Origin of the sequence: Rhizobium sp. OAE497 (assembly GCF_040546565.1) — a bacterium.
Lineage (GTDB): Bacteria > Pseudomonadota > Alphaproteobacteria > Rhizobiales > Rhizobiaceae > Rhizobium.
Window position 1 is genome coordinate 2,271,932 of record NZ_JBEPOA010000001.1, and the last position, 24,986, is coordinate 2,296,917.

The 24,986-nt window shown below is 61.7% G+C and carries 23 protein-coding genes and 1 pseudogene; 7 read left to right on the forward strand and 17 right to left on the reverse strand.

Features of this window, described 5'->3' with window-relative positions; translation table 11 throughout:
* Positions 1–181: 181 nt before the first annotated feature.
* Positions 182–733 carry a hypothetical protein gene (locus ABIE40_RS11695; protein ID WP_112715743.1) on the forward strand — a complete coding sequence of 184 codons (552 nt, stop codon included), beginning with the start codon at positions 182–184 and terminating at the stop codon, positions 731–733.
* Positions 734–1,020: 287 nt separating this feature from the next.
* Positions 1,021–1,647, forward strand: coding sequence for a bifunctional nicotinamidase/pyrazinamidase (gene pncA / locus ABIE40_RS11700; protein WP_199629167.1), 627 nt, complete (start codon positions 1,021–1,023; stop codon positions 1,645–1,647).
* Positions 1,648–1,650: 3 nt separating this feature from the next.
* On the opposite strand, the gene ABIE40_RS11705 is transcribed toward pncA, so the two are convergent.
* On the reverse strand, positions 1,651–1,899 hold the full coding sequence (locus ABIE40_RS11705; RefSeq protein ID WP_199629168.1) for a DUF2164 domain-containing protein: 249 nt from the start codon (positions 1,897–1,899) through the stop codon (positions 1,651–1,653).
* Positions 1,900–2,024: 125 nt separating this feature from the next.
* Between ABIE40_RS11705 and ABIE40_RS11710 the strand changes: the two genes are divergently transcribed.
* Both ABIE40_RS11710 and ABIE40_RS11715 read left to right on the forward strand, forming a co-directional pair.
* Positions 2,025–2,744 (forward strand): AzlC family ABC transporter permease, encoded by a 720-nt coding sequence (locus tag ABIE40_RS11710; RefSeq protein WP_112715430.1) that lies wholly within the window; start codon positions 2,025–2,027, stop codon positions 2,742–2,744.
* Positions 2,745–2,746: 2 nt separating this feature from the next.
* Entirely contained in the window at positions 2,747–3,055 is a 309-nt protein-coding gene (locus ABIE40_RS11715) for an AzlD family protein (RefSeq protein ID WP_112715432.1), read from the forward strand.
* Between the two features lie 51 nt (positions 3,056–3,106).
* On the opposite strand, the gene ABIE40_RS11720 is transcribed toward ABIE40_RS11715, so the two are convergent.
* Positions 3,107–4,942, reverse strand: a complete 1,836-nt coding sequence (locus ABIE40_RS11720; protein ID WP_199629169.1) for an aminopeptidase P family protein — start codon at positions 4,940–4,942, stop codon at positions 3,107–3,109.
* A 279-nt stretch (positions 4,943–5,221) separates the two neighbouring features.
* Here ABIE40_RS11720 and ABIE40_RS11725 point away from each other — a divergent pair, with 279 nt between their 5' ends.
* Entirely contained in the window at positions 5,222–5,395 is a 174-nt protein-coding gene (locus tag ABIE40_RS11725; protein ID WP_165402589.1) for a hypothetical protein, read from the forward strand.
* A 170-nt stretch (positions 5,396–5,565) separates the two neighbouring features.
* Here ABIE40_RS11725 and ABIE40_RS11730 read toward each other — a convergent pair whose 3' ends face one another.
* Genes ABIE40_RS11730 through ABIE40_RS11740 form a run of 3 tightly spaced genes read right to left on the reverse strand, consistent with a single transcriptional unit; the run spans position 5,566 to position 8,198 of the window.
* Positions 5,566–6,444: a 50S ribosomal protein L11 methyltransferase gene (locus ABIE40_RS11730; RefSeq protein WP_130278005.1), complete on the reverse strand. Its 879-nt coding sequence runs from the start codon at positions 6,442–6,444 to the stop codon at positions 5,566–5,568.
* A gap of 14 nt (positions 6,445–6,458) precedes the next feature.
* Complete coding sequence (locus ABIE40_RS11735) at positions 6,459–7,586, reverse strand: FAD-dependent oxidoreductase (protein ID WP_199629170.1); 1,128 nt, start codon at positions 7,584–7,586, stop codon at positions 6,459–6,461.
* A 3-nt stretch (positions 7,587–7,589) separates the two neighbouring features.
* Positions 7,590–8,198 carry an SCO family protein gene (locus ABIE40_RS11740; RefSeq protein ID WP_199629171.1) on the reverse strand — a complete coding sequence of 203 codons (609 nt, stop codon included), beginning with the start codon at positions 8,196–8,198 and terminating at the stop codon, positions 7,590–7,592.
* Positions 8,199–8,568: 370 nt separating this feature from the next.
* Between ABIE40_RS11740 and ABIE40_RS11745 the strand changes: the two genes are divergently transcribed.
* Positions 8,569–10,533, forward strand: a complete 1,965-nt coding sequence (locus ABIE40_RS11745; RefSeq protein ID WP_199629172.1) for a methyl-accepting chemotaxis protein — start codon at positions 8,569–8,571, stop codon at positions 10,531–10,533.
* A complete protein-coding gene (locus ABIE40_RS11750) occupies positions 10,533–11,003 on the forward strand; it encodes a chemotaxis protein CheW (RefSeq protein WP_112387003.1) in 471 nt (156 codons plus the stop codon). The genes ABIE40_RS11745 and ABIE40_RS11750 overlap by 1 nt, the downstream gene beginning before the upstream one ends.
* 72 nt (positions 11,004–11,075) lie before the next feature.
* Here ABIE40_RS11750 and ABIE40_RS11755 read toward each other — a convergent pair whose 3' ends face one another.
* The 12 genes and pseudogenes from ABIE40_RS11755 to ABIE40_RS11810 all read right to left on the reverse strand — a co-directional run bounded on the left by ABIE40_RS11755 (position 11,076) and on the right by ABIE40_RS11810 (position 24,586).
* Positions 11,076–11,564, reverse strand: coding sequence for a CreA family protein (locus ABIE40_RS11755; RefSeq protein ID WP_199629173.1), 489 nt, complete (start codon positions 11,562–11,564; stop codon positions 11,076–11,078).
* 70 nt (positions 11,565–11,634) lie between these two features.
* On the reverse strand, positions 11,635–12,225 hold the full coding sequence (locus tag ABIE40_RS11760) for a 3'-5' exonuclease (RefSeq protein ID WP_112715448.1): 591 nt from the start codon (positions 12,223–12,225) through the stop codon (positions 11,635–11,637).
* A 118-nt stretch (positions 12,226–12,343) separates the two neighbouring features.
* Positions 12,344–12,721, reverse strand: a complete 378-nt coding sequence (locus tag ABIE40_RS11765; RefSeq protein WP_199629174.1) for a helix-turn-helix domain-containing protein — start codon at positions 12,719–12,721, stop codon at positions 12,344–12,346.
* Positions 12,721–13,017 (reverse strand): type II toxin-antitoxin system HigB family toxin, encoded by a 297-nt coding sequence (locus ABIE40_RS11770; RefSeq protein ID WP_130277999.1) that lies wholly within the window; start codon positions 13,015–13,017, stop codon positions 12,721–12,723. Before ABIE40_RS11770 ends, ABIE40_RS11765 begins: the two co-directional genes overlap by 1 nt.
* Positions 13,018–13,062: 45 nt before the next feature.
* On the reverse strand, positions 13,063–15,219 hold the full coding sequence (gene ligA, locus ABIE40_RS11775) for an NAD-dependent DNA ligase LigA (protein WP_199629175.1): 2,157 nt from the start codon (positions 15,217–15,219) through the stop codon (positions 13,063–13,065).
* A gap of 326 nt (positions 15,220–15,545) precedes the next feature.
* Positions 15,546–17,217, reverse strand: a pseudogene (gene recN / locus ABIE40_RS11780) (DNA repair protein RecN).
* 13 nt (positions 17,218–17,230) lie between these two features.
* Complete coding sequence (locus ABIE40_RS11785) at positions 17,231–18,100, reverse strand: outer membrane protein assembly factor BamD (protein WP_199629177.1); 870 nt, start codon at positions 18,098–18,100, stop codon at positions 17,231–17,233.
* 266 nt (positions 18,101–18,366) lie between these two features.
* Positions 18,367–19,323 (reverse strand): UDP-3-O-acyl-N-acetylglucosamine deacetylase, encoded by a 957-nt coding sequence (lpxC, locus tag ABIE40_RS11790; RefSeq protein WP_199629178.1) that lies wholly within the window; start codon positions 19,321–19,323, stop codon positions 18,367–18,369.
* A gap of 291 nt (positions 19,324–19,614) precedes the next feature.
* Positions 19,615–21,354: a cell division protein FtsZ gene (gene ftsZ / locus ABIE40_RS11795; RefSeq protein WP_112715462.1), complete on the reverse strand. Its 1,740-nt coding sequence runs from the start codon at positions 21,352–21,354 to the stop codon at positions 19,615–19,617.
* A 57-nt stretch (positions 21,355–21,411) separates the two neighbouring features.
* Complete coding sequence (gene ftsA / locus ABIE40_RS11800) at positions 21,412–22,743, reverse strand: cell division protein FtsA (RefSeq protein ID WP_112715464.1); 1,332 nt, start codon at positions 22,741–22,743, stop codon at positions 21,412–21,414.
* The gene (locus ABIE40_RS11805) at positions 22,740–23,672 is read right to left on the reverse strand and encodes a cell division protein FtsQ/DivIB (protein ID WP_199629179.1); all 933 of its coding nucleotides are present in this window, start codon (positions 23,670–23,672) and stop codon (positions 22,740–22,742) included. Before ABIE40_RS11805 ends, ftsA begins: the two co-directional genes overlap by 4 nt.
* Positions 23,660–24,586 (reverse strand): D-alanine--D-alanine ligase, encoded by a 927-nt coding sequence (locus ABIE40_RS11810; protein ID WP_199629180.1) that lies wholly within the window; start codon positions 24,584–24,586, stop codon positions 23,660–23,662. Before ABIE40_RS11810 ends, ABIE40_RS11805 begins: the two co-directional genes overlap by 13 nt.
* Positions 24,587–24,986 lie beyond the last annotated feature (400 nt).

Sequence of the window (24,986 nt, forward strand, 5' to 3'; positions counted from 1 at the left end):
CCATTCTATTTCAAAGATATAATTTCGGTACGCCAAAGTTTAGACTGCGTCGGCATCATCCGTCAATCGTACTTCTCCCCTGTCAAAACGCCGCTTTGACCCGACTCGCAAATCGGCTTAGCCCGGCTCCTGTCCGGCCATGAAGACCGGGCTTCACGATGAACTCGCAAAGGAGGTTCTAGTGACCAGTGTATCATCCTTGGGCAGCGCCCTCACCCAGTATCAGTCCCCGATTTCGAGCCTCGACAAGAACGGCGACGGCATTATCTCCGCCGACGAGCTTGCTGCGGCAAACATTTCCACCGGTGCATCGACGACCGCCACCAGTACTGCGAAGGCGTCCTCCACCAGCACCGACGACGACAGCGGTTCCACCACCGACGTCGTGCAGCGCATCACCGCCGATATCCTCAACATGATGCTGCAGATGCAGCAGCAATCCGATAGCGGCACCAGCAGCGATGACAGCAGTGACGGCACCGACGCCGCAAGCGGCCCGCAGGGCGTTCTTGCTTCGCTCGATGCCAATGGCGACGGTCAGCTGACGACCAGCGAAATCCTCTCCGGCGATACGCAGGCCCTCGCAGGCAATGCGTCGGGCGATGACGACGATCAGTTCCTGACCAATATCCTCAGCGATATCCAGAAGTCGCAGCAGGCCTACCAGAATACCTACGGTTCCTCCCCTGCTGCCGATACGGCAGACACGCAGGGCGAGATCCAGGCCATCTGACCCGAGCCGGGCTCTGCCGGGGGAGCCTTGCCGGGGAAGATGGACGTTGATTGATGAGTGGCAGCCGCGTCACCGGACTGCCGCAGTCTAAAGACGCAGAGAACGGCAAAATGCACACGCCACGCGCGTGATGTCAGGCAGATGAGGCGAACGTGCTTAAAGTACCGCACCGCCAATCGAAATACCCGAAAAATAGGGCTTGCATGCAAAGCCTGAGACCCCCACTAATCGCTTGAGATGATCGCGATCCCGATTGCGCAAGACACGCTTCGAGGGAGTCCTTTTTGATGAGAGCGCTTCTGCTCGTCGATATCCAGAACGGCTTTTGCCCCGGTGGCAACCTTCCCGTTCCCGATGGCGACAAGGTCGTCCCGGTGGCGAATCGCCTGATCGACAGTGGAAAATATCAACTGATCGTCGCCTCGCAGGATTGGCACCCGCCCGGCCACGGCAGCTTCGCCTCCTCCCATTCTGGAAAACAACCTTTCGAAATGGGTGAGCTCTCCGGCAAGCCGCAGATGCTGTGGCCGGATCATTGCGTCCAGCACACAGTCGATTCCGAGCTGCATCCGGAACTGAAGGCCGACGAGATCGACCTTATCCAGCAGAAGGGTGAAAACCCGCATGTCGACAGCTACTCGGCCTTCCGCGACAACGACCGCGATGCCTCGACCGGCCTGTCGGATTTCCTCGAAGACCAGGGCGTCACCGAGCTCGACGTCTGCGGCCTCGCTACCGATTATTGCGTAAAGTTCTCGGCGATCGACGCGCTCGACATGATCCCGGGCGTCAAGGTCCGCTTCATCGAAGATGCCAGCCGCGGCATCACCGCCGAGGGTGTGGACGCTGCGATCGCGGAAATGCGCGCCCGCGGCATCGAGATCATCGGCAGCGAACAGGTGCTCGAGGCCTGAGCCTCAGTCCGTCGCCGCCCGTTCCAATCCGTAGATGTCGTCGGCAACATCCTCGGCGCGCTTGGCAAAGACCGCATGCGCATCCTGCAGCCCCTTCTTGTAATAGGCGGCACCAATTTCCTTGGCGAAGAACTCCATGACCAGCTCGGCCTTGATGATGCCGATGGACTGATCGAGCTCGCTGTCGAAGAAATGCTGGATGCGCGCGCTCAGCTGCGCCTTCTCATCCTTCGAGAATTCCACCGCTTTCATCGCTCTTCCTCTCCTCGTGAACGCCACCACCGTTCAGCGAAATCGATCGGTCAATCAAGGAAATTCGATTGCGGCGGAAGCCTTTGCGCCATAGAGGAGGCCCATTCGAGAAAAGGAAGATACCGATGAGTCGGTCGGATTTCGTTGACGGCTTGCGGGGCGGCTTTGCCGTGGCCCTCGCCTCCGCCCCCTTCGGCGCGCTGTTCGGGGCGCTCGCCGCCGATCACGGCATGTCGCTTGCCGAGCTCACCTTCATGAGCGCCACTGTTTATGCCGGCGCCAGCCAGATGGTCGGCATCGAGCTCTTCGGCGGCAATGTCCCGGCCTGGGTGATCGTCGCCTCGATCCTCGCCGTCAACTTCCGCCACGTGCTCTATTCGGCAGCGATCGCCAAGCATATCCGCCATTTCACGGCGCTGCAGAAGTTCTTCACCTTCTTCCTGCTGGTCGATCCGCAATTTGCCGAAACCGTCAAGCGCGGCGAGGCTGGCAAGCCGGTCACCTTCATCTGGTACCTCGGCTTCGGCATCATCATCTACATTCCCTGGGTGCTGATCAGCCTGCTCGGCGGCGTTCTCGGCAGCTTCATCGGCGATCCCAAGACGCTCGGCCTCGATATCCTGCTGCCCGCCTATTTCCTCGGCATCGTGCTCGGTTTCCGCAGCCGCGACAACTTCCTGCCGGTAGCGCTCGTCAGCGCCGTCGCCTCGGTGATCGCCTATCACCTCGTCGGCTCGCCCTGGCATGTCAGCCTCGGCGCCGCTGCCGGCATCATCCTGGCAGCCCTGCTGCCGCTACCCGCCGTCCATGCGCCGGAACCGGCCAACGAGCCGCACGAGGTCTGATCATGCAATTCGATCTCCACATGGTCCTCGTCATCATCGCCGCCGCCGTCGCCACCTATGCGACGCGCATCGGCGGCTACGTGCTGATCACCACGATGAAGCGCATTCCGCCGCGCATGGAAGCGGCGCTCAATGCCGTTCCCGCCGCCGTCCTCACGACGCTGGTCGCCCCCGCCTTCTTCGATGGCGGTTGGGATTCCAAGCTGGCGCTCGCCGCCGCCCTCGTCATCGGCCTGCGCTACTCGCATATGTGGATGCTCGCCGTCGCCTGGGTCATCGTCATGGCCTGGCGCCACACGATCGGCATGTAACGGAAAAGGGCGGCTCGAGGCCGCCCTTTGTTTTTGTCGGGATATCGCGCCTCAATATTCCAGCGGCAGCGTCGCGTTCTCCAGCCACGCCTGGACATCCTTGTCATGGATCAGCGGCATCAGCGCCTCGCGGGTGCGGGCGTGATAGTCGTTGAACCAGTGCAGTTCGTCATGCGTCAGGAGTTCCGGAATGACGATCGAGCGGTCGATCGGGCAGAAGGTCAGCGTCTCGAAGCTGCGCATCGGCGTATCGCCGCCCGCGACCTCTTCGGCCTCGCGCACATAGATCAGGTTCTCGATGCGGATGCCGAAGCTTCCCGGCCGGTAATAGCCCGGCTCGTTGGAAAGGATCATGCCGGGCAGCAGCTCCTGCGTCGAAAGCTTGGAGATGCGCTGTGGCCCCTCATGCACCGACAGATAGGAGCCGACGCCATGGCCGGTGCCATGGCCGAAATCGGCCCCTGCCCGCCACAGCGCGATACGCGCCAGCGGATCGAGATCGCAGCCGCGCGTGCCCTTGGGGAAGCGCGCCGTGCTGATCTGGATCATGCCCTTCAGCACCAGCGTGAAGAAGCGCTTGTGCTCCTCGGTGACGGCACCGATGCCGACCGTGCGGGTAATATCGGTGGTGCCGTTAATATATTGCGCGCCTGAATCGATCAGGAACAGCTCGCCCGCCTGGATCGGCCGGTCGGTATCGACAGTGACGCGGTAATGCATGATCGCCGCGTGTTCGCCGGCACCCGAGATCGTATCGAAGGACACATCCTTCAGCGGGTTCTGCATGCTCTGGCCGACGCTGGCGCGCACCGCTTCAAGCCTCTCTGCGGCCTGGATCTCGGTGACACCGCCGGGCTTCTGCGTCGAGAGCCAGTAGAGGAACTCGACCATCGCCGCACCGTCCTGCAGATGCGCTGCGGCCGAACCGTTGATCTCGACATCGTTCTTGATGGCGCGCGGCAGCTTCGCCGGATCGGCGCCCTCGACCACTTCGCCGCCCGCCTTGCGGATGATCTCGGCGAGCGCATAGGAGGCGATCTCGGGATCGATCATCACCCGGCCGCCATCCTTCGAAACCGCAGCCAGCCGCTCGTCGAGCGACGACGGCGGCAGCTGCGTCGAGATCTGCGCAAGATAGGCCTCCTGCTCGATGCCGGTCTTACGCTTGTCGAGGAAGAGCTCGGCCTTGCCGTCGGCATGAATGATGGCGCGCGCCAGCGGATGCGGCGTATGCGGCACGTCGGCACCGCGGATATTGAAGATCCATGCGATCGAGGAAGGATCGGCGATCAGCACCGCCGCCACCTTCTTCTTGGCAAGGTCAGCGGCAACAGTCGCGATCTTGTCCTTCGCCAGCACGCCCGCCTGGGCGATATTCTGGATCGCCACGGCGCCCAACGGCTCGGCCGGACGATCGCTCCACAGCCTGTCGAGCGGATTGTGCGGCAGGAACACAAGGCTGCCGCCGATCTCGGACAGCGCCTGCTGCAGCTTGCGCACTTCCGATCCCGAATGCAGCCAGGGATCGATGCCGAGACGCATGCCTTCCTTGCCGTTCTTCGGGATCCACAGATGCGGCGGCTCGTTGACGAGATCGCCGCCGGTAAAGACGGAACCGTCCACCTGCTCGGCAAGCTGCGTCACGTAACGGCCGTCGACGAAGACGATCGCCTGCGTGCGGGCAATCAGCGCAATGCCGGCCGATCCGGTGAAACCGGAAATCCAGGCCAGCCGCTCCGCGCATTTCGGCACATATTCGCCGTTGAACTCGTCGGCGCGCGGCACCAGAAAGGCGTCGATCCCGAGCGCATCGAAACTTTCACGCAAACCCGAGACCCGATCGCGGCCGAATTGCGGCGTGGACGTCACTTCAAAAGACTGAAACATGCTGAAAACCCAATGCTGAAGGCCGAATCCGCCTGAGAGCGGTTGGCGCTATGTTACCGGAATTTCTAGGGAAGTGGAGAAAAACACCGCCACCTCTCCTTAAGGCAGGCCGCCCATTATTTTGGCAGAAATGTGACAGCAAATGTGAAACTGGCACGCTTTATGCATTCCACGCATGGCTCCCATGACGCAAACCCTCTGCCTGAGTTTTTTCGGATGATTATATAGAGCGCATCAAACGGGTTCGAGATGAACCTCAAACGAAAAAGGAATTTTGAAATGACTGCCTCTCTGTCGCGCTTCGCTTACAGCAGCCCGGTGCAGGCTGGCGAGCGCCAGACTGTCCGTCATGTCATCGGCTCGCGCCGCCCGCTCAATGAGGATAGCCTCAAGATGCTCGGCACCAGCCACAAGGCTACGCGCCACAAGGGCGCACCCAGCTACGCGTTCTGAGCTATTTGCCGCTTCGTCTCTCCTCCTCCCTCGACGGACCGGCAATCAGAACTGTAGAGCCCACTCGAGCGCTCCTCCTCCTTTAGCTCGTGGGCACGACCGTTAGACGGTCAAAAGGCGGTGCCATTGGCACCGCCTTTTCTTTTTCCCGGAATTGCTTTCCCTGGCCCTTACGGACGATCGAGATGGATCGTCACCCAGCCGTTGCGCCAGATGGTGCGCACATGGCGAAGCTTCTGGCCATTATAGGCCGACAACACCTTCCAGCGCTGCGATGCCAGAATGCCCGACAGGATGACCGTGCCGCCAGCCGCCAGATTGTCGGTCAACTTCGGCGCCATGCGGATCAGCGGCCGTGCCAGAATGTTGGCGATGATCAGATCGAAAGGCCCGTATTCGGAAAAGGCGGTGGAATGAAAGCCCGGCGCCGTCTTGGTGACGATCCCCGACGATATGCCGTTGGTGCGCACGTTCTCTGCGGCAACGCGCGTGGCGATCGGGTCGATGTCGGTCGCCAGAACCGGGATGTTCTTCAGCTTGCGCACGGCGATTGCCAGAACGCCGCTGCCGGTGCCGAGATCGAGCGCATTCCTGACGGTGCGCGAGCGCATCACCCGGTCGATCACCTCGAGGCAGCCGGCCGTCGTTCCGTGATGGCCGGTGCCGAAGGCCTGGCCGGCGTCGATCTCGATGCCGATATCGCCGGAGCGCACCTTGTCGCGGTCATGCGAGCCATGCACCAGGAAGCGCCCTGCCCGCACCGGCTTCAGCCCTTCGAGCGACTTCGCCACCCAGTCGACATCGGGAATGACCTCGCGCTCGACCGAAAGCTCGGGATAGGCAGCCGTCAGCGCCTCGTCGACGCGCCGGCGCACCTCGTCCTCGTCTTCCCGCATCATGTAGACGGAGGCTTCCCAGATATCCTTCTTCTCGTCGATCTCGGTCGTGGCAATGGCGAAGTCCTCTTCGCCGAAAACCTCGGTCAGCAGATCGAGCACCTGCTCGGCCTTCTTCTCGGTGGTCGAGACATACAGGCGGATTTCACTCACGAATTCGTCTTTCTTTACTGGGCGCCATCGATCCAGGGCGGAGGCGGCGTATCATAACCGGCAACACCGCGCAGCAGGCGGTTTGCAACAAAGGGAATGCGAACGGCGAGCGGAGCAAGCATGTTGCGCAATTTCGTCGCTACCGGATTACGCATCGTCACCATCGACGTCAAACCATAGGTTTGCTTCAGCACGGTTTTGACGGCGGGAATGCGCCGCGCCGAATATTCCTGCTCGCGCCCCTCCGATATCAGATAGGCGAGCCAGCAGGCATCCTCGATGCCGAGATTCATGCCGCGCGCACCGGCCGGCGAATGAATATGCGCCGCATCTCCGGCCAGAAACACATTGCCGACGGACATCTTCTCGACATGGCGGAAATGGATGCGGAAATTCGAGACCCAGACGGCCTGGCCGCCCGGCATCGGATGGCGGATGCGCTTTTCGAAATCCGGCAGCGTCGAGAGGTAGCGCACCGTATCCGAGGACACCGGCAGGCGGCCGATCATGCCGGGATCGACGAGTTCGATCTCGACATAATGCGGATCGACCGGCTGCGGATACTGATAGTCGGCGAGATAGAAACTGGCCTCCAGCGCCTGGCCGGGAAAGCCGAGCCCGGCCGCCTTGCGCACCGCCGAATGGGCGCCGTCGGCGCCGATCAGGATATCGGGAGCCACCTCTTCAGCCGTGCCATCCGCACGTCGCAGCACGACAATGGGCTTCTCCATGCTGCCCTCGACGCGCTCCAGCACGGTCTGCCATTCCGGCTCGACCTCATAGTCGGAAAGCTTGCTGATCAAGAGCCGCTCGGTATGCCCCTGCGCCAGAATCTGCATCGCATGGAACTTGCCGGTAACACGGCCCGGATCGATCTCGAACAGGATGCGCTCGCCCGAGCGCGCCCGCAGACGGTCGACGCGGAAGGCCACCTGCTGGATGACGTCGCTGACCCGCGAGGGGGAAAGAAGCGTCATCGTCCGGGCATTGATGCCGAGCGCCCGGCTTTCCACCAGCGGCACCGGGCCGGCATCACTGTCGATGATCCTTGGGCGGTGGCCACGCCGCACGAGTTCGAGCGCTGCAGTCAGGCCGGTCGCCCCCGCCCCGACGATCAGGATATCACGATGTCCGCCCGGCATGTGTCACCCCTTGGTGATCAGGTTCTCGAGCTTCTTTACAGCCGTATCGGGATTTTCGCCATAGGCGATGGTGCCGGCGAAACGGCCTTGCCCATCGAGCAGGAAAACCGATGCCGTATGGTCCATCGTGTAGTCACCGTTCGGATTGTTCTCGTCGACCGGCACCTTCTTGGCATAGACGCGGAAGCCCTTGACGACATCGGCGATCTTGTCCGGCGAGCCAGAGATGCCCGTGATGCGCTTCGAGACGTTCGAGACATACTGGTTCATGATCTCCGGCGTATCGCGCTCGGGATCGACGGTGATGAAATAGGCATTCAGCTTGTCACCGGCGGGATCGACCTTCTCCATCCAGCCATTGAGCTCGAACAGCGTCGTCGGGCAGACTTCGGGGCAATGGGTAAAGCCGAAGAACAGCGCGCTCGGCTTGCCCCGCAGCGCCTGCTCGGTGATCGGTTTGCCATCCTGCGCCACCAGCGTGAACGGCACGCCATACGGCCCTTCGGCCGCCAGCGGCAGGTCCTTGGTCTTGGTGATATTGAGCGTCAGCCAGCCGAGCACGCCTGCGACGAGCAGAACGGCGATCCAGACGGCGATACGGAAATTCTTCATCAATCTAACCCCTAGCGGCGCAGAGCGCCCATCGCTGGCGGAATATAACCTCCGGCAACGCCGCGCAATTCAACAACCCGTTTTCTCACCCGTGATTAATTGCCTCACCCGGTAACCTCCGGTCATCCCGCCGCGCCTATGACGAAAGAAACAATTCTCTTATCCTGCAACTATTTAACACCGTTACATCCAAAGATCAGAAGAAATACATCGTTAACGAAGACTTAATCGGTCACCTTTATATTTCGCACTGCGGCCGGCGCCATTGGCGCTACGTTTGACATGATGTCAGCGCTATCAAGACAGATTTGGCGAACGCGACGATACACGGCATTTCATCCGCTTTATTTCAGCCGGGGGCTTTCATTTCATGACCAGCAATTCGATACGCAAGACATTATCCGTCAGCCAGCGGCTTTGGACACTCGGCGGAGCGGCCTTGATCGGCTTCGGCTCGATGGTCGGTGTCGGCTGGTATGAGAACGCGCGTGTGGACCGCGCGCTCCAGCGCGCCAATGACATCCAGGACAGCGTCGATCGCATCAGCGACATGCGCATCTCCAACCTGACGCTCATTCTCGCGGCGATGGACACGATCGTCGATCGCGGCGACAAGGTGATCGCTCCCGAGCGTCTGGCACTGATGACCAAGACGATCGAGACGCTCAAGAGCGGCTCGAAGGACATGGAGATCGTCGCAGGCGAGCTGAATGCCGGCGCCCTGTTGAGCAGCTACGACGCCGATGTCGCCGCCTTGCAAAAGGCGATCACCGTCGATCTCAAGGCTGCGGTCGAAGCCGGCGCCCCGGACGAGGCTTTCGACAAGCTCGACGACGCCATCGACGGCGGCGGCGACAAGCTGTCGGCAACGCTCGACAAGCTGGCGAAGGACGGCGGCGACGTCGCAGAGCTTCGCGTCAACCAGGCCAACGAGATTTCCGCCAACGCCCTCTGGATCCAGATCGGCCTCGGCTTCTTCGCCATCGTCAGCATGGCTCTTCTCCAGTACATCCACGGCGGCTCGATCCGCAACGGTATCGAAGCCGTGCGTTCCAGCATGGTACGGATCATGCAGGGCGACCTGCAGAGCCAGGTCCCGGCGACCGAGCGCGGCGACGAGATCGGCGAGATGGCCCGTGCCGCGGAAAGCTTCCGCCAGGCCGCCATCGACAAGCAGAGGCTTGAGAGCCAGACCGAAAGCGAACGCCGCCAGAGCGAGACCGAGCGCCGCGAGCGCGAAGCCCTCAAGCTCGCCGATGCCGAAGCGCTGAACGCTGCCGTCGAAGATCTCGGCCAGGGCCTCAACCGCCTCGCCCGCGGTGATGTCACCGTCACGCTCGACCGTCCGTTCAAGGCCGAACTCGAGCGCCTGCGCAACGACTTCAACCAGACCACCGAGCATCTGCGCAAGGCGATGCGCGACATCACGGCAAACAGCACCTCGATCCAGGCCAACAGCCGCCAGATGAGCTCCGCCGCCGACGATCTCGCCAAGCGCACCGAGCAGCAGGCCGCCTCCCTCGAGCAGACATCCGCTTCGCTCGACGAGATCACCGCAACCGTGCGCAGCGCCACCAGCCGCGCCGAGGAAGTCGGCCACATGGTCGCCCATACCCGCCAGAATACCGAGAAGTCGGATCTGGTCGTCACCCAGGCAATGGCGGCGATGGAGCGAATCGAAGGCGCTTCTCAGGAAATCGGTACGATCATCAACGTCATCGACGAGATCGCCTTCCAGACGAACCTCCTGGCACTCAACGCCGGCGTCGAGGCTGCACGTGCCGGTGAAGCCGGCAAGGGCTTTGCGGTCGTCGCTCAGGAAGTTCGCGAACTTGCAGGCCGCGCCGCCGGCGCTGCCAAGGATATCAAGGCGTTGATCACCAAATCCGGCGCCGAAGTGAAGACCGGCGGCGAGCTGGTCACGGCTGCCGGCGAAGCGCTTCGCCAGATCGGCGAAGATGTTTTGCGCATCGACGAGCATGTTAAATCAATCGTAACCTCTGCGCGCGAACAATCCACCGGACTGCACGAGATCAATACGGCCATCAGCCAGATGGACCAGGTGACGCAAAAGAACGCCGCCATGGTCGAGGAGACGAACGCAGCAAGCCATACGCTTGCCACGGACGCCGACAATCTGATCAGGCTGGTCGGTCAGTTCCAGATCGGCGAGGGCATGAATGCCCGTTCAACGCCGCGAGAAGCTTCCGCCGCCTCGCATCCTAAACCCTCACCCGCACGGAGCTTGATCGGCAAGGTCGCGGGCGCATTCAGTGGCGGCGCCGCCGCCAGAGCCATGGCCGCTCCGGCCGGAGACAATTGGGAAGAATTTTGATGACTAACGCCATTATCACACAGGCCGGATCGCATCTCGAAATCGTATCGTTCCATCTCGGCGAACAGGAATTCTGCATCGACATCATGGCCATCCGCGAAATCCGCGGCTGGGCACCGGTAACCCCGATGCCGCATACGCCGCCCTACGTGCTCGGTCTGATCAACCTGCGCGGCGCCGTTATCCCGGTTATCGACATGGCCTGCCGCCTCGGCATGAAGATGACCGAGCCCTCCGAGCGCTCCGCCATCATCGTCACCGACATCGCCGGCAAGCTTGTCGGCCTCCTGGTCGAGCAGGTTTCCGACATGATGACTATCAAGAGCGAAGACCTGCAGCCGGCTCCGGAAATCATCCCGGAACAGCAGCGCGCCTTCTGCCGCGGCATCGTCGCGCTTGAGAAGACCATGGTCTGCTTCCTCAACCTCGACACCGTCATCGCCGACGAACTGGCGCGCGAGGCAGCCTGATCGGCAGCGATTGCAGATATGGAAAGGCCCGGTCGCAAGCCGGGCCTTTTTCGTTGAATGCGGGTAGACCACTTACTGGGGCTTCCCGTTCTTCCAGACCGGGTTCTGCCCATAGAGCGGGATCGTCGAGATCGACATCTTCGCCGAGCCATCCGTCAGCTCGCGCGAGTGAGCGAGATAGATCAGCGTGTCGTTGGTCTTGTCGTAGATGCGGGTCACCACCAGCTTCTTCCAGATCAGCGACATGCCCGCCTTGAACACCTCGTCGCCATCCTTCGACAGGTTGATGTCGCCGATCTCGATCGGCCCGGTCTGGCGGCAGGCGATGGAATTGTTGGAGGGATCCTCGAACCAGTTGCCGTTCTTGACACGGTCGATCAGGCTGCGGTCGAAATAGGTGACGTGGCAGGTGATGCCCTTCACCGCCGGATCAGGGATGGCGTCGACGATGATGTCATTGCCGATCCAATCGACCCCGACCTTGCCGACGACCTCGGCGGAAGCACCGCCGGCAGAAAGCGCAACAACGGACGCGGCGGCAAGAACGATCTTACGAAACATGGATGGAAGCTCCTGATTGACCGCTTTCTAGATAGGCAGCATCAGGCCCAATACAAGAAAAGCCTGATGCTCAGGCGCGCTTGCAGGTGCAGGGCTCGTAACCGGCGGCAAGCAGCCGCCCCGGCTTCATGCCGATCATGGCCGGGATCGCATGCACCGCCGCAGCCTTGACCGCCTTCGCCATCTCGATCGCCGCCTGGGCGCAGACAACCGCATCCTCCGCGGCATTGTGATGGACGAAACGCAGGCCGAGATGTTCGGCGATGATGTTCAACTTGTGCGACAAAAATTGCGGCCAGATACGCTGCGCCATCTTCAGGCTGCAGAGATAGGTGAGCTCCGGATAGGACTGCCGGTAGAGATCGAGCGAGGCGCGCCAGACGCTGAAGTCGAAGGCGGCGTTATGGGCGATCATCGTCGCGCCCCTGAAGTCGTCATGAAACTCGTCCATGACCTCGGGGAACTCAGGCGCATCCTCGACATGCTCAGGACGGATACCATGGATGGCGATGTTCATGCCCGAAAAGCGCATGTCCCTAGGGCGGATCAACCGCTCCTCGACGCGCGTCACCCTGCCGTCCTCGATCCAGGCAAGCCCGACCGAGCAGGCGCTGCCGCGCTGTTCGTTGGCCGTTTCGAAGTCGATGGCAATGGTTTTCAAGGAGAGGTCCGTGATTCGCGTTTCCTTACTCAGGCTTAATCACGGCAACCAAATCAGGCAAATGCGAAGGTTGCCTTTGCCACCGGCATGAACCGCTTTTCCGCGATCGTCGTCCCGTTTACGCGACTTCGAGCTTGTACGGCTTCACCAGGCATTCCGCCGGCACGCCCCAGGCATCGGTGAGCTTGAAGATCATGTCCACCGTGAGCGCCCGCTTGCGGTGGAGAATTTCCGAGGCGCGTGAGCGGGACGACAGGAGATCGCCAAGATCGGCCTGCGTCCTGCCGCTCATCTCCATGAATGCCTGCAGAAACGCGACCGGGTCGAGATCGGCAACTGGAAAATTCCGGCTCTCATAGGCTTCGATCAGATCGGAAAGCACATCGAAGCGATCCGCCGCCGCGGTCCCCTTCTCCGGCGGCGCCTCGAAATAAGGCGTCACCTCGCCGATCGCCCAGGCGAGATCTCTGTCATTCCTGATCGGCTTGATATCCATCACACAGTCTCCGGGTCGATCCTGTCGTAGTCCGAATGGGTTCCGACGAACTTGATCAGCACGCGCCGGTAAGCATAGGCGACGTGCACGATAAGGCGGTATTTGTTGCCGCCGATATCGAAGATGACACGATTGTCGCCGACGAAATCGACATTCGCGCCGAATATCCGCTTGATGTCGGCAGGTGCGGTCCACTCGGCCTTACTGACCGTTGAATACCAGACGCCGAGCGGCACCCTCGCTTGCGGGTGCAACTCCCAAAACGCGCGCAATGTCGACTTGGCAATCACCTGCATCGACAGACAATATTCCCAATACGGGAACATTTCAAGTCGATTGAGTTAGCCGCCGATCAACGCCAGCCACTCGTCCTCGTCCATCGTCTGAACGCCGAGCTCCCTGGCCTTGTCGAGCTTGGATCCTGCCCCCGGGCCCGCAACCAGGATATCGGTCTTCTTCGAGACCGAACCGGCGACCTTTGCACCCAGGTTTTCGGCGCGCGCCTTCGCCTCGTCGCGGGTGAATTTCTCCAGCGATCCCGTGAAAACGACGGTCTTGCCGGCGACCGGGCTGCCAGAGGTTACCGGCTGCTCAGCCTCCGCAGGCGTGACTTCGGCGATCAAGGCATTGATCACCTCGACATTGCGCGGCTCCTTGTAGAACTCGACGATGGCGCGGGCGACGATCTCGCCGATGCCCTCGATGGCATTCAGCTCGTTCCAGGCCTCGCCGGAAAGCGGTGCCGCCTCCTGCATCGCGGCCGCGAAGGCCTCGTAGGTGCCGTAGGAGCGCGCCAGGAGCTTTGCCGTGGTCTCGCCGACATGGCGGATGCCGAGCGCATAGATGAAGCGGTGCAGCGCAATGGAACGGCGCTCGTTGATCGCCGCATAGAGCTTGCCGACGCTGACCTTGCCGAAGCCGTCGATATTCTCGAGCTTCGTCAGCGTCGATGCCTGCTGGCGCTTCTCCAGCGTGAAGATATCGGGCGCCGTGCGGATCTGCAGCGACGCATCCTCGCTCTCGAAGAAGAAGTCCACCTGCTTCGTTCCGAAGCCTTCGATGTCGAAGGCATTGCGCGAGACGAAATGCTTCAGATGCTCGGTCGCCTGTGCCCGGCAGATGAAGCCGCCAGTGCAGCGGGTGACCGCATCGACCTTGCCGGTCTTCTCGTTGACTTCGCGCACGGCATGCGAACCGCAGACCGGGCAGGTCTTCGGGAACTTATAGGCGGCAGCATCCGCCGGCCGCTTCTCCATGACGACATCGAGCACCTGCGGGATCACATCCCCCGCCCGCTGCACAATGACGGTGTCGCCGATGCGGATATCGTGCTCCTCCTCGCGGATGCGCTCGCCGGAATTGCCGATGCCCTTGATGTAATCCTCGTTATGCAGCGTCGCATTGGTGACGACGACGCCGCCGACAGTGACGGGCGTCAGGCGCGCCACCGGCGTCAGCGCGCCGGTGCGGCCGACCTGGATGTCGATATTCTCGACGACGGTAAAAGCCTGCTCGGCCGGGAATTTGTGTGCGGTCGCCCAGCGCGGGCTGCGCGAGCGGAAGCCGAGGCGCTGCTGCAGTTCCAGGCTATCGACCTTGTAGACGACGCCATCGATATCGTAGTCGAGATCCGGGCGCTTCAGGCCGATATCGTCGTAATGGGCGAGAATGTCGGCCACCGAGTTCAGCCGTTTCATCAGCGGATTGACCGGGAAACCCCATTCCTTGAACGTTTGCACCATGTCGAACTGCGTCTTCGGCAGATCGTTCGGCTCGGAGATTTCGCCCCAGGCATAGGCGAAGAATTTCAGCTTGCGGCTCGCCGTTACCTTGGCGTCGAGCTGGCGCAGCGACCCGGCCGCCGTATTGCGCGGATTGACGTAGGTCTGCTTGCCTTCCGCCTCCATCTGCTTGTTCAGCGCCAGGAAGTCGCTCTTGGCCATATAGACCTCGCCACGCACCTCGACGACATCAGGCACGCCCTTCGGCAGCACCTGCGGGATTTCCTTGATGGTGCGGATATTGGCGGTGACATTCTCGCCCGTGGTGCCGTCGCCGCGCGTCGCGGCGCTGACGAGCTTGCCATTCTCATAGCGGATCGACATCGAGAGACCATCGATCTTCGGCTCGGCGGTGAAGGCGATCGACTGGTCGGGCAATCGGCCGAGGAAGCGGTAGACGCTGGCGACGAAATCCTCGACGTCTTCCTGCGAAAACGTGTTGTCGAGCGACAGCATCGGCCGGGCATGGGTGACGGCGGAGAACGTTGCGGATGGCGCAGCGCCCACCCGCCGCGTCGGGCTGTCCTCGCGGATCAGCTCCGGAAACCGCGCCTCGATCGCATCATTGCGCCGCTTCAGCGCGTCATAATCGGCATCCGAAATCTCCGGCTGGTCCTTGCCGTGATAAAGCGCATCGTGATGGGCGATTTCCTTCGCCAGGCGCTCAAGCTCGGCTGCGGCCTCTTCGATCGTCAGGCTATCGGCTTCGATGGACATGCGTGCTCACTCCGGAGAATCTGGAGTTGTTTTTTAGCGCAAATTGGCTGGATGGGAAGGTGTGGTCGCTAGCGTCCGTGGAGCGGTGGCCACCCCTCGCCCTTCGAGGCTCCCTGCGGTCGCACCTCAGGATGAGGGGCGGAGCGACGCTGGTGCGAGTGGTGGAGAGATGACTGTGCGAGTGCTGAAGACAACGCGCACCATGGAGGTTGCTATGAAGCCTTGGGCTCAGCGAAGCGAAGCACCCACGGGAGCCCTCATCCTGAGGTGCGAAGCCCACAGGGCGTAGCCTCGAAGGACGAGGGCCGCCGGGCGCAACGCCCGCCCTACCCGTTCCCGGACAGAAGCTTGGCAGCCGCAGCCCGCGCCTCGTCGGTGACCGAAGCACCGGCCAGCATGCGGGCGATCTCTTCGGTTCTGTCCCGCGGCGCCATCGTCGCCACCCGCGTCGCGATCTTCTCGGAGCCCTCGACCGGTCCCTTGGAGATCAACAGATGCGTCGCCGCCCGCGCGGCAACCTGCGGCGCATGGGTGACGGAGAGAACCTGGACCTTGTCGGAAAGCCGCTTCAGTCTCTGGCCGATCGCATCGGCAACGGCGCCGCCGACACCGGTGTCGATTTCGTCGAAGACGAGCGTCGGTGCAGAGCCACGATCGGCGAGCGCCACTTTCAGCGCCAGCAGGAAGCGCGAGAGTTCGCCGCCCGAGGCGACCTTCATGATCGAGCCCGGGCGCGTGCCAGGATTGGTCTGCACATGGAATTCGACGATATCGATACCTTCGGCAGCCGCTTCCGCGGCATCCGTGGTGATCTCCACCATGAAACGGGCGCGTTCGAGCTTAAGAGCCCGGAAGCTCGGCCATGACGGCCTCCGACAGCGCCGTACCGGCATGATGACGCTTCTCGGAGAGCGAGCGCGCCGCCGCGTCATAGGCAGCCTTCGCGACGCCCACTTCGGCATCGAGCTTGACGAGCTTCTCCTCGCCGGCATCGAGATCGGCGAGATCGGCGATCATCCTGACGGCAAGCGCCGGCAGCTCGGTGACCGGCACAGAATATTTGCGCGACGCTGCGCGCAGCGCAAACAGCCGTTCCTCGACCCGCTCCAGCTCCTTCGGATCATATTCCGTCTTTCGCAGCGCCGCCTCGACTTCCATCTGGGCGTTGGACAGCTGGTCGAGCGCCGCGTCGAGCAGCGCCACGGTGTCTTCGAGCAATCCGGGCGCCTCATGGCTCTTGCGCTCCAGGCGGCGCACCAGCGAGGCGATATGCGGCACCGGAGAGGCATTGCCGTTGAGGAACTCGGAGGCCTCGGCGATATCGCCGGCGATCCGCTCGGCCTTCATCATCTTCTGGCGGCGGTCGGCCAGCTCGTCCTCTTCGCCGTCACGCGGCGAAAGCTTTTCGAGCTCCTCGACCGACGAGCGCAGATAATCGGCCTCGCGAGCGGCATTCTCCACCTTCTCGCGATGCTTCTTCAGCGTCCGCTCGGCGTCGCGCCAGGTTCTGTAGAGATCGGAAACGTGCGCGACATCCTCGGTGATACCGGCAAAGGCGTCGAGCAGGATGCGGTGGGCATTGGTATCGACGAGCGCGCGGTCGTCGTGCTGGCCGTGGATTTCGACCAGCATCTGCCCGGCCTGGCGCATCAGCTGCACGCTCACCGGCTGGTCGTTGACATAGGCCTTGGTGCGGCCGTCGGCGGATTGCTGGCGGCGGAAGATCAGGTCGCCGTCGTCGTCGATGCCGTTTTCGCGCAGGAGCTTGCGGGCGCCGTGGTTCATCGGCACGTCGAAGGCGGCAGTCACCTGCCCCTTGTCTTCGCCATGGCGCACGAGGCCGCCGTCACCGCGCCCGCCAAGGGCGAGCGACAGACTGTCGAGAAGGATGGATTTGCCGGCACCCGTCTCCCCGGTCAGAACGGAGAGGCCGGATTCGAACGAGAGATCCAGCCGCTCGATCAGAACGATATCGCGGATCGAAAGCTGGATCAGCATTGCGTTACAGGCCTCACGAGCCGAGCAGCAGCTTCCGGCCGGCTTCGGAAATCCAGGAGCTTTTGTTCTCCCGCGGCTCCGCGCCGCCATTCTTCAGCAGCTTGAAGGAATCGGCGTACCACTGGCTATCCGGATAGTTGTGGCCGAGAACGGCTGCCGCAGTCTGAGCTTCTTCCACGATACCCATCGCGTAATAGGCTTCGACCAGACGGGCGAGCGCTTCCTCGACCTGATTCGTATTCGGGTACTTTTCAACCACGATACGGAAACGGGAGATAGCGGCAAGATACTCCTTGCGCTCAAGATAGTAGCGGCCGATCTGCATTTCCTTGCCGGCGAGCTGGTCGCGGGCAAAGCGGATCTTGGCCTGAGCGTCGTCGACATATTCGGAGTCCGGATACTTGTCGATGACGGCCTGCATCGCGTCGATGGTCTTGGACGAGGCGCGCTGGTCTTGGGTGACGTCGGAAATCTGCTTCGAATAGGACAGACCGATCAGGTACTGCACGTAAGCGGCGTCCTTCGAGGCCGGATACTGCGCCATGTAGCGGTTGCCGGAAGCCAGAGCGTCGTCGATCTTGCCCTGACGGTACTTGACGAAGGTGCTCATCACGAGGGCCTTGCGGGCCCATTCGGAGAACGGGTTTTCACGGTCGATGGCGTCGAACTTGCGCGCCGCTTCGGCCATGTTGCCTGCCTTCATGTTGGCAAGCGCCTGATTGTAGAGAACATCCGGCGGGTCGTTGTCGAGGCCGAGCTTGGTGATGTCGATATCTGGATCCGACTGGCAACCGGAAATCAAGGCGCCTGCGCTCAGCACCACGAGCGATGCGAGCAAAGCGCGCGCTGTCTTCATCATACCTTCAGACCTTGCATAACTCATAGATAAATCCCGACTCCCGCTACCCACTCTTAGCGGCAGCCACACCTCGCTGGCGTTTCTAGCCATAAATGTGCGGCGAGAGCAACGCAATGATGACGCATTAACGCATTTTTGTGGCATCGGCCCAGAGAATATCCGGCTTTTTATCTTTGATTCCGTCTGTTGCCGCTAAGCATCTGCCGCAAAAACACTATCCGGTGGAAACCCGGCATAAAAAAACCGCCTCCCGAGGGAGGCGGTCCTGGTCTAGGAATTCGTTCTGGAGGTCACGCCGACCAGGGGGCGAAGCCGGGAGCATTCACTGCAATGAAGTCACGGGCCGCAACGCGCGGGCGGGCAGCCGAGGTCTCGACAACTTCGTAGGCGCTGGGATCGCTGAGCAGCGCCTTGAGCGCATTGGCGTTCATCTTGTGACCGCCGCGGTAAGAGCGGTAGCAGCCGATGAAGGGAGCGCCGGCAAGCGCCAGATCGCCGACGGCGTCGAGCGTCTTGTGACGTACGAACTCGTCCTTGGCGTAGCGCAGGCCTTCGACATTGATGACCGTGTTGTCGTCGGAGATGACGACGGAATTCTCAAGCGAGGAACCGAGAGCGTGGCCCGAAGCCCACAGACGCTCGACGTCGCGCATGAAGCCGAAGGTGCGGGCCCGCGACAATTCGGTCTTGAACGTTTGCGCGGTCAGGTCCCCTTCCCACTTCTGGCGGCCGATCAACGGGCAATCGAAATCAATCTCGACTTCGAATCGCGTGCCGTCATAGGGGCGGAATTCGCTCCAGGAACCGCCATGCTCGATGCGAACCGGCTTGGTGATGCGGATGTAACGGCGCTTGACGCCGAGAGAGACGAGGCCGACCTGCTCGATCGCTTCGATGAAGGGAGCAGAGCTGCCGTCCATGATCGGCATTTCAGCGCCGTGAACTTCGATCATCACGTTATCGAGGCCAAGCGCATAGACGGCGGCCATGACGTGTTCGATCGTCGCGACCGAATGCGCCGGAGAGAAACCGAGAACCGTGCAGAGGTCCGTATTGCCGACCTGCGAGGAAACCGCGCGCAGTTCGGTCACCGAACCGTTTTCGTGCATGCGCTGAAAAACAACGCCCGTATCAACTTCAGCCGGATTGAAGGTGATGGAGACTTCCGCGCCGGAATGGACGCCGGTGCCCGAAAGCGTCACCGGGCGAGAAACCGTCGTCTGGAAGCCAAGCATGCCAATAACCATAAAATTCTGCCTTCACTACCCTTGATGGTTCCTAGCGCTCAAAGCACCCAAAACAAACCACCAAGTTTCTTTGTCCACACCGCCGGATTGTCGCCATATGGCGTCAAGGCGCGGTCCCCTGACCTCATACATACGTGCGCCCGGGCTCCATTCCAAATCACTGTTCGTTTCGGATTGTTACGAAACCATGCACTTGAAATGATTTGTTAATTTCACCCTCGCGCGAGGGCTTGAAACAGAAGCGCCCGGGACTGTGATCCCGGGCGCTCGGCGTGGCGATTCTGTGTCTGCTTAGTTCGACTGACGGCGCAGGAAGGCAGGAATTTCGAGCTGGTCGTCTTCCTGCATCATGCGGGCCTGCGGAACGGCGCGGCCCTGGTCGTCGAGGTTGCCGCGACGCGGAGCGTAGAGGCTGGCTTCCGGCGAAAGCGGACGGCGCTGCTGGGAAGCGGCTGCCGGAGCAGACGTCATCTCAGGAGCAACTTCCTCTTCGCGGCGGTTCAGCGAGTTCGTGATCCGCTTGAGCAGGCCCATCGGGCCGCGCTCTTCGTGAGCCTGTGCTGCGACGGGCTGCGAGCGGTGATCGATCTCGGCCTGAACGACCGGCGGGAAGTCTTCGACCTTCGGCATGCGCGTCGGCTGCTGCATGGCAGGCTCCTGGCGGACCGGCTGTGGCGCAACCGGTGCAGGCTGCTGCATCATGACCGGCTGCGGAGCCGGCTGGCTCATGACCGGAGCCGGAGCAGGCTGCATCTGCATCGGTGCAGGACGGGCAACCGGAGCTTCCGGGGCTGCCGCGAAGATGCGGCTCTGCGGACGGAAGGTTTCCTGGGCGACCGGCTGCTGGACAGGAGCCGGGGCCGGAGCGCGCGGAGCGACGATGTCGAGTTCGCGTTCCATCTGGGCTTCCGCCATGCGGATCGTCTGCGCAACGGTATCAACCGGCTTCGGTGCCTGCATGACCGGAGCAGGCTGTACTGCGGCCGGAGCCGGAGCAACGGCCGCCGAAGGACGGATGATCGGCTTTGCGGCCGGCTGGAAGGTCTTGGTGGACGCTTCGGCGGCAGCGCGATCGATACCGGTCGCAACGACCGATACGCGGATGATGCCTTCAAGCGATTCGTCGAACGTCGCGCCGAGGATGATGTTGGCGTCCGGATCGACTTCTTCGCGGATGCGGGTTGCGGCTTCGTCGACTTCGAAGAGCGTCAGGTCGCGGCCACCGGTGATCGAGATCAGCAGGCCCTGTGCGCCACGCATCGAGGTTTCGTCGAGCAGCGGGTTGGCGATAGCGGCTTCCGCAGCCTGCATCGCACGGCCCTGGCCGGATGCTTCGCCGGTGCCCATCATCGCACGGCCCATTTCGCGCATGACCGAACGGACGTCGGCGAAGTCGAGGTTGATGAGACCTTCCTTCACCATCAGGTCGGTGATGCAGGCAACGCCCGAGTAGAGAACCTGGTCGGCCATCGCGAAAGCGTCGGCAAAGGTCGTCTTGTCGTTGGCGATACGGAAGAGGTTCTGGTTCGGAATGACGATCAGCGTGTCGACCGACTTCTGCAGCTCTTCGATACCGGCTTCGGCCAGACGCATGCGGCGGCCGCCTTCGAACTGGAACGGCTTGGTGACGACGCCGACGGTCAGGATGCCCTTGTTGCGGGCGGCCTGTGCGACGACAGGAGCTGCACCGGTGCCGGTACCGCCGCCCATGCCGGCGGTGACGAAGCACATATGCGTGCCGTTCAGGTGGTCGATGATCTCATCGATGCACTCTTCGGCGGCTGCACGGCCGACTTCCGGCTGCGAACCTGCACCGAGGCCTTCGGTGACGTTGGCGCCGAGCTGGATGATCCGCTCCGCCTTCGTCATCGTCAGAGCCTGCGCATCCGTGTTGGCAACGACGAAGTCGACGCCCTGGAGGCCGGCGGAGATCATGTTGTTGACAGCATTGCCGCCGCCACCGCCAACACCGAATACGGTGATACGCGGCTTCAGCTCTGTGATGTCAGGCTTTTGCAGCTTGATAGTCATGGTACCCGTTCCTTCTCTTTATGGCCGCATCGCCACGCCGGCCAATTCACTCGATGTTCAGAAGCTTTCCTTCAGCCACTGGCCCATCCGGGCTATGCGGCTGTTATTTCCCCCAAGCGACAAGAGCAGGCCGCTCTGTGACGCGTGTGTTTCCATGTCCGCGACCTGCGGATAGATCATCAGGCCGACCGCAGTCGAAAAGGCCGGTCCCTTGGCTGCCGTCGGCAGACCGGAGACGCCCATCGGGCGGCCGATACGAACATTGCGGGCCAGGATCTTGCGGGCCACGTCTGCAAGGCCGGTGAGCTGGCTTGCGCCGCCCGTCAGCACGACGCGCTTGCCGACGATCGGGCTGAAGCCCGAACGCTGGATCCGGTCGCGGATCAATTCCATTGTCTCTTCGATGCGCGCACCGACGATGCGCGAAACGAGCGCACGCGGAACCTGCGTCGGCAGATCGCGCTCGTCTTCGCCGATCGGCGGGATCGAGATCAGTTCACGCTCGTCCGAAGAATTCGACATCGCCGAAGCGTGCACGACCTTCAGGCGCTCGGCATCTTCGATACGGGTAGAGAGACCGCGTGCGAGGTCGGTGGTGACGTGATGGCCGCCCAGACCGACAGCGTCGGTGTGAACCAGCTTGCCTTCGGCAAAGACCGAGATCGTCGTCGTGCCGCCGCCCATGTCGATGGCCGCGCAGCCGAGCTCGACTTCGTCGTCGACGAGTGCGGCCAGACCGGAAGCGTAAGGCGTCGCAACGATGCCTTCGACCGAGAGATGCGCGCGGTTGACGCTGAGCTCGAGATTCTTGAGGGCGGCGCGCTCCGCGGTGACGACATGCATGTCGACACCGAGCATGTCACCGTACATGGACAAGGGGTCGCGAATGCCGCGTTCGCCGTCCAGCGAGAAGCCCGTTGCGAGCGAATGAAGGACGGCGCGATCCTGGCGCAGCGACTGCTGGCAGGCTGCCGCGAGAACCTTCTTGAGGTCGTTGAGTTCGACTTCCTGGCCGCCGAGATCGATCGTCGCCGTATAGACGTCGCTGCCGAGACGGCCGGCCGTCAGGTTGACGATCAGGCTTTCGACCGTGAGACCGGCCATGCGCTCTGCGGCATCGACGGCGAGACGGATGACGCTCTCGAGCGCGTCGAGATCGGCGATCACGCCGGTCTTGATGCCGCGGGAGCGCTGGTGACCGATACCGATGATCTCGATGTCGTGCGTGCGGCCCGGGAGGATTTCGCTCTCCTCGCGCGGCGTCAGCCGGCCGATCATGCAGACGACTTTCGTCGATCCGATGTCGAGCACCGAAACGATGTGCGACCGCTTAGACGAAAGCGGCTTCAGGCGCGGCAATCCAAAGTGGGATGAACCGAACAAGCTCATATATTCTGCCCCGCCTTCTTCAAATCCTTGGTCCGCTGATCGAGCACCACCTGACGCCGGGCCATCGCCTCGGGGGTGAGCTGGATTGCGGTCCGGTCTGCCAATCGGAGATCGACGGCTGCGATGTCGCGCGCCAGAAGATCCTGTTCCTTGTCGAGCTTCGAAAGTGTCGCCAGAGCCTGGTCGACATCGTCGGCCGGCAGCTTCACCACGACGCCATTGTCGAGATGCAGATCCCAGCGGCGGCTGGAGACCCAGACGTAAGCCTTTACGCGGGCCTTGATATCCGGCCAGTTGGCGAATTCGCCCTCAAGCGCGGCTGCGGCCGTCTCGGCATCGCGGCCAACGACGAGCGGCAGGTTGGAAAACTTGTTGTCGCGAAGCGGCGCGATGACCGAACCGTTGCGCTCGATCAGCGAAAGCTCCTGGCCGTGCTGCCAGATCGCATAGGCCTGGCGCTCCTTGAGCTTCACTTCGATCGTCTTCGGATAGACCTTGCGAACCTCGGCGCTTTCGACCCAGGGAAGCTTGGCGATCTTCTGGCGGGCCGCATCGACATCGAGAGCGACGAGCGACGTCGTGCCGTCGAGGCCGAGAAGCTCGAGGATTTCGATTTCGGAAGTCGCCGTATTGCCGGAGACCTTCACGTCTTCGATGGCAAAGCCAGCAGCCGTCGTCGTCGCCTGAGCGACCGCTTCCGTGTGACCGCCGAGCGACATCCCGTAGAGGCCGGTCGCAGCAAGAAAGACCAGAGCCGAAACGGTACCGGCATGCGCGGGAATGTAGATGCGCCCGGTTCCGAGACTGACAAGGAAGCGCACGACGCGGCGCAGCGGACGCGGCAGCACCATGCGACTATCACCTTCCGGGAAGGCGATGTCGTCCTGGCGGCTCGGGCGCCCTATCCTTTTAACTGTCACCGAGAACAAGAAGCGTCCTCCACCATCCAGCGCAGAAACTCACCAAAGGAATAACCGGCATGACCGGCCATTTCGGGCACCAGAGAGGTTGGAGTCATTCCCGGCTGAGTATTGACCTCGAGCCAGATGATTTCGCCATCTTCGGAGAAGCGATCGTCGTAGCGAAAGTCGGATCTGCTAACGCCACGGCAACCAATTGCTTGATGCGCCCTTAGTGCCAATGATTGTATTTTTTGGTAAATTTTCGGTGAAATTTTTGCCGGAATGACATGTTTCGAACCGCCCGCGGCGTACTTCGCATCATAGTCATAAAAGTTGTGGCCAAGCGGCACCACCTCGGTAACCCCAAGCGCCACATCGCCCATGACGCCGCATGTCAGCTCACGGCCGTGAACATAGCGCTCGACCAGAACCTCTTCGCCATAGCGCCATTCCTGAGAGCTGATGACCTGCGGCGGATGCGACTGATCTTCCTGAACGATCAGCACGCCAAAGCTCGAACCTTCACGAACCGGCTTCACGACATAAGGCGGCTTCATCGGGTGCTCGGCCGGAAAGGCGAAGCGATTGATGACTTCGGACTGCGCGACCGGAATACCGGCAGCCGCAGCAACGCCCTTGGCCTTGCCCTTGTCCATGGCGAGCGCCGAGGCGAGCACGCCGGAATGCGTGTAGGGAATTTCGAGATATTCAAGAATGCCCTGGATCGTCCCGTCTTCGCCGAACGGCCCATGCAGGGCATTGAAGGCAACATCCGGACGAAGGGCGGAAAGCTTGGCAGAAACGTCGCGGTCAACATCGATGGTCGTGACTTGGAAGCCTTCAGCCTCGAGAGCCTCAGCGCATGCCTTCCCCGAAGACAGGCTCACAGGCCTCTCCGAAGAAAATCCGCCCATCAGGACAGCGACATGCTTGCGACTCATACTTACCCCCAAAATAACTTCCGGCATGAATTTCGACGCTTGCGCGAGGCTTTCGCAGTCGAATCTCAGCCCTTCAGACTTGAAGGCAATCAAACACTAATATGGTTAATGAACCGTTTACTTTTGTTAACGGACGTCATTTATGAAACATTCTTGAATCGGATCATGAAGCTGAAACAGCCAAAATAGCCTCGCTTTATCATAGGCTTAAGATTCAGCCTTGAATCAACTCCGCAGCCGCCGGCACCGTCCGCCACCGCTGTCACAATCGCCGGACCGAACGTGCGTAGCGATGGAATCGAGGAGAATCGGAAAGCCAAAGAAAAGCCCGGCGATTTTGTGGCTTTCTTGCGTCTTTGGCGTTTGCGCCGACTTAAAATTGCGTTAAGACCCGCTTGCC

Excerpts from the sequence above, each read along its gene's own strand:
- pncA (WP_199629167.1), top strand. The coding sequence starts at position 1,021 with ATGAGAGCGCTTCTGCTCGTCGATATCCAGAACGGCTTTTGCCCCGGT.
- ABIE40_RS11705 (WP_199629168.1), bottom strand. The coding sequence starts at position 1,899 with ATGAAAGCGGTGGAATTCTCGAAGGATGAGAAGGCGCAGCTGAGCGCG.
- ABIE40_RS11710 (WP_112715430.1), top strand. The coding sequence starts at position 2,025 with ATGAGTCGGTCGGATTTCGTTGACGGCTTGCGGGGCGGCTTTGCCGTG.
- ABIE40_RS11715 (WP_112715432.1), top strand. The coding sequence starts at position 2,747 with ATGCAATTCGATCTCCACATGGTCCTCGTCATCATCGCCGCCGCCGTC.
- ABIE40_RS11720 (WP_199629169.1), bottom strand. The coding sequence starts at position 4,942 with ATGTTTCAGTCTTTTGAAGTGACGTCCACGCCGCAATTCGGCCGCGAT.
- ABIE40_RS11725 (WP_165402589.1), top strand. The coding sequence starts at position 5,222 with ATGACTGCCTCTCTGTCGCGCTTCGCTTACAGCAGCCCGGTGCAGGCT.
- ABIE40_RS11735 (WP_199629170.1), bottom strand. The coding sequence starts at position 7,586 with ATGCCGGGCGGACATCGTGATATCCTGATCGTCGGGGCGGGGGCGACC.
- ABIE40_RS11740 (WP_199629171.1), bottom strand. The coding sequence starts at position 8,198 with ATGAAGAATTTCCGTATCGCCGTCTGGATCGCCGTTCTGCTCGTCGCA.
- ABIE40_RS11745 (WP_199629172.1), top strand. The coding sequence starts at position 8,569 with ATGACCAGCAATTCGATACGCAAGACATTATCCGTCAGCCAGCGGCTT.
- ABIE40_RS11750 (WP_112387003.1), top strand. The coding sequence starts at position 10,533 with ATGACTAACGCCATTATCACACAGGCCGGATCGCATCTCGAAATCGTA.
- ABIE40_RS11755 (WP_199629173.1), bottom strand. The coding sequence starts at position 11,564 with ATGTTTCGTAAGATCGTTCTTGCCGCCGCGTCCGTTGTTGCGCTTTCT.
- ABIE40_RS11765 (WP_199629174.1), bottom strand. The coding sequence starts at position 12,721 with ATGGATATCAAGCCGATCAGGAATGACAGAGATCTCGCCTGGGCGATC.
- ABIE40_RS11770 (WP_130277999.1), bottom strand. The coding sequence starts at position 13,017 with ATGCAGGTGATTGCCAAGTCGACATTGCGCGCGTTTTGGGAGTTGCAC.
- ligA (WP_199629175.1), bottom strand. The coding sequence starts at position 15,219 with ATGTCCATCGAAGCCGATAGCCTGACGATCGAAGAGGCCGCAGCCGAG.
- ABIE40_RS11785 (WP_199629177.1), bottom strand. The coding sequence starts at position 18,100 with ATGAGTTATGCAAGGTCTGAAGGTATGATGAAGACAGCGCGCGCTTTG.
- lpxC (WP_199629178.1), bottom strand. The coding sequence starts at position 19,323 with ATGGTTATTGGCATGCTTGGCTTCCAGACGACGGTTTCTCGCCCGGTG.
- ftsZ (WP_112715462.1), bottom strand. The coding sequence starts at position 21,354 with ATGACTATCAAGCTGCAAAAGCCTGACATCACAGAGCTGAAGCCGCGT.
- ftsA (WP_112715464.1), bottom strand. The coding sequence starts at position 22,743 with ATGAGCTTGTTCGGTTCATCCCACTTTGGATTGCCGCGCCTGAAGCCG.
- ABIE40_RS11810 (WP_199629180.1), bottom strand. The coding sequence starts at position 24,586 with ATGAGTCGCAAGCATGTCGCTGTCCTGATGGGCGGATTTTCTTCGGAG.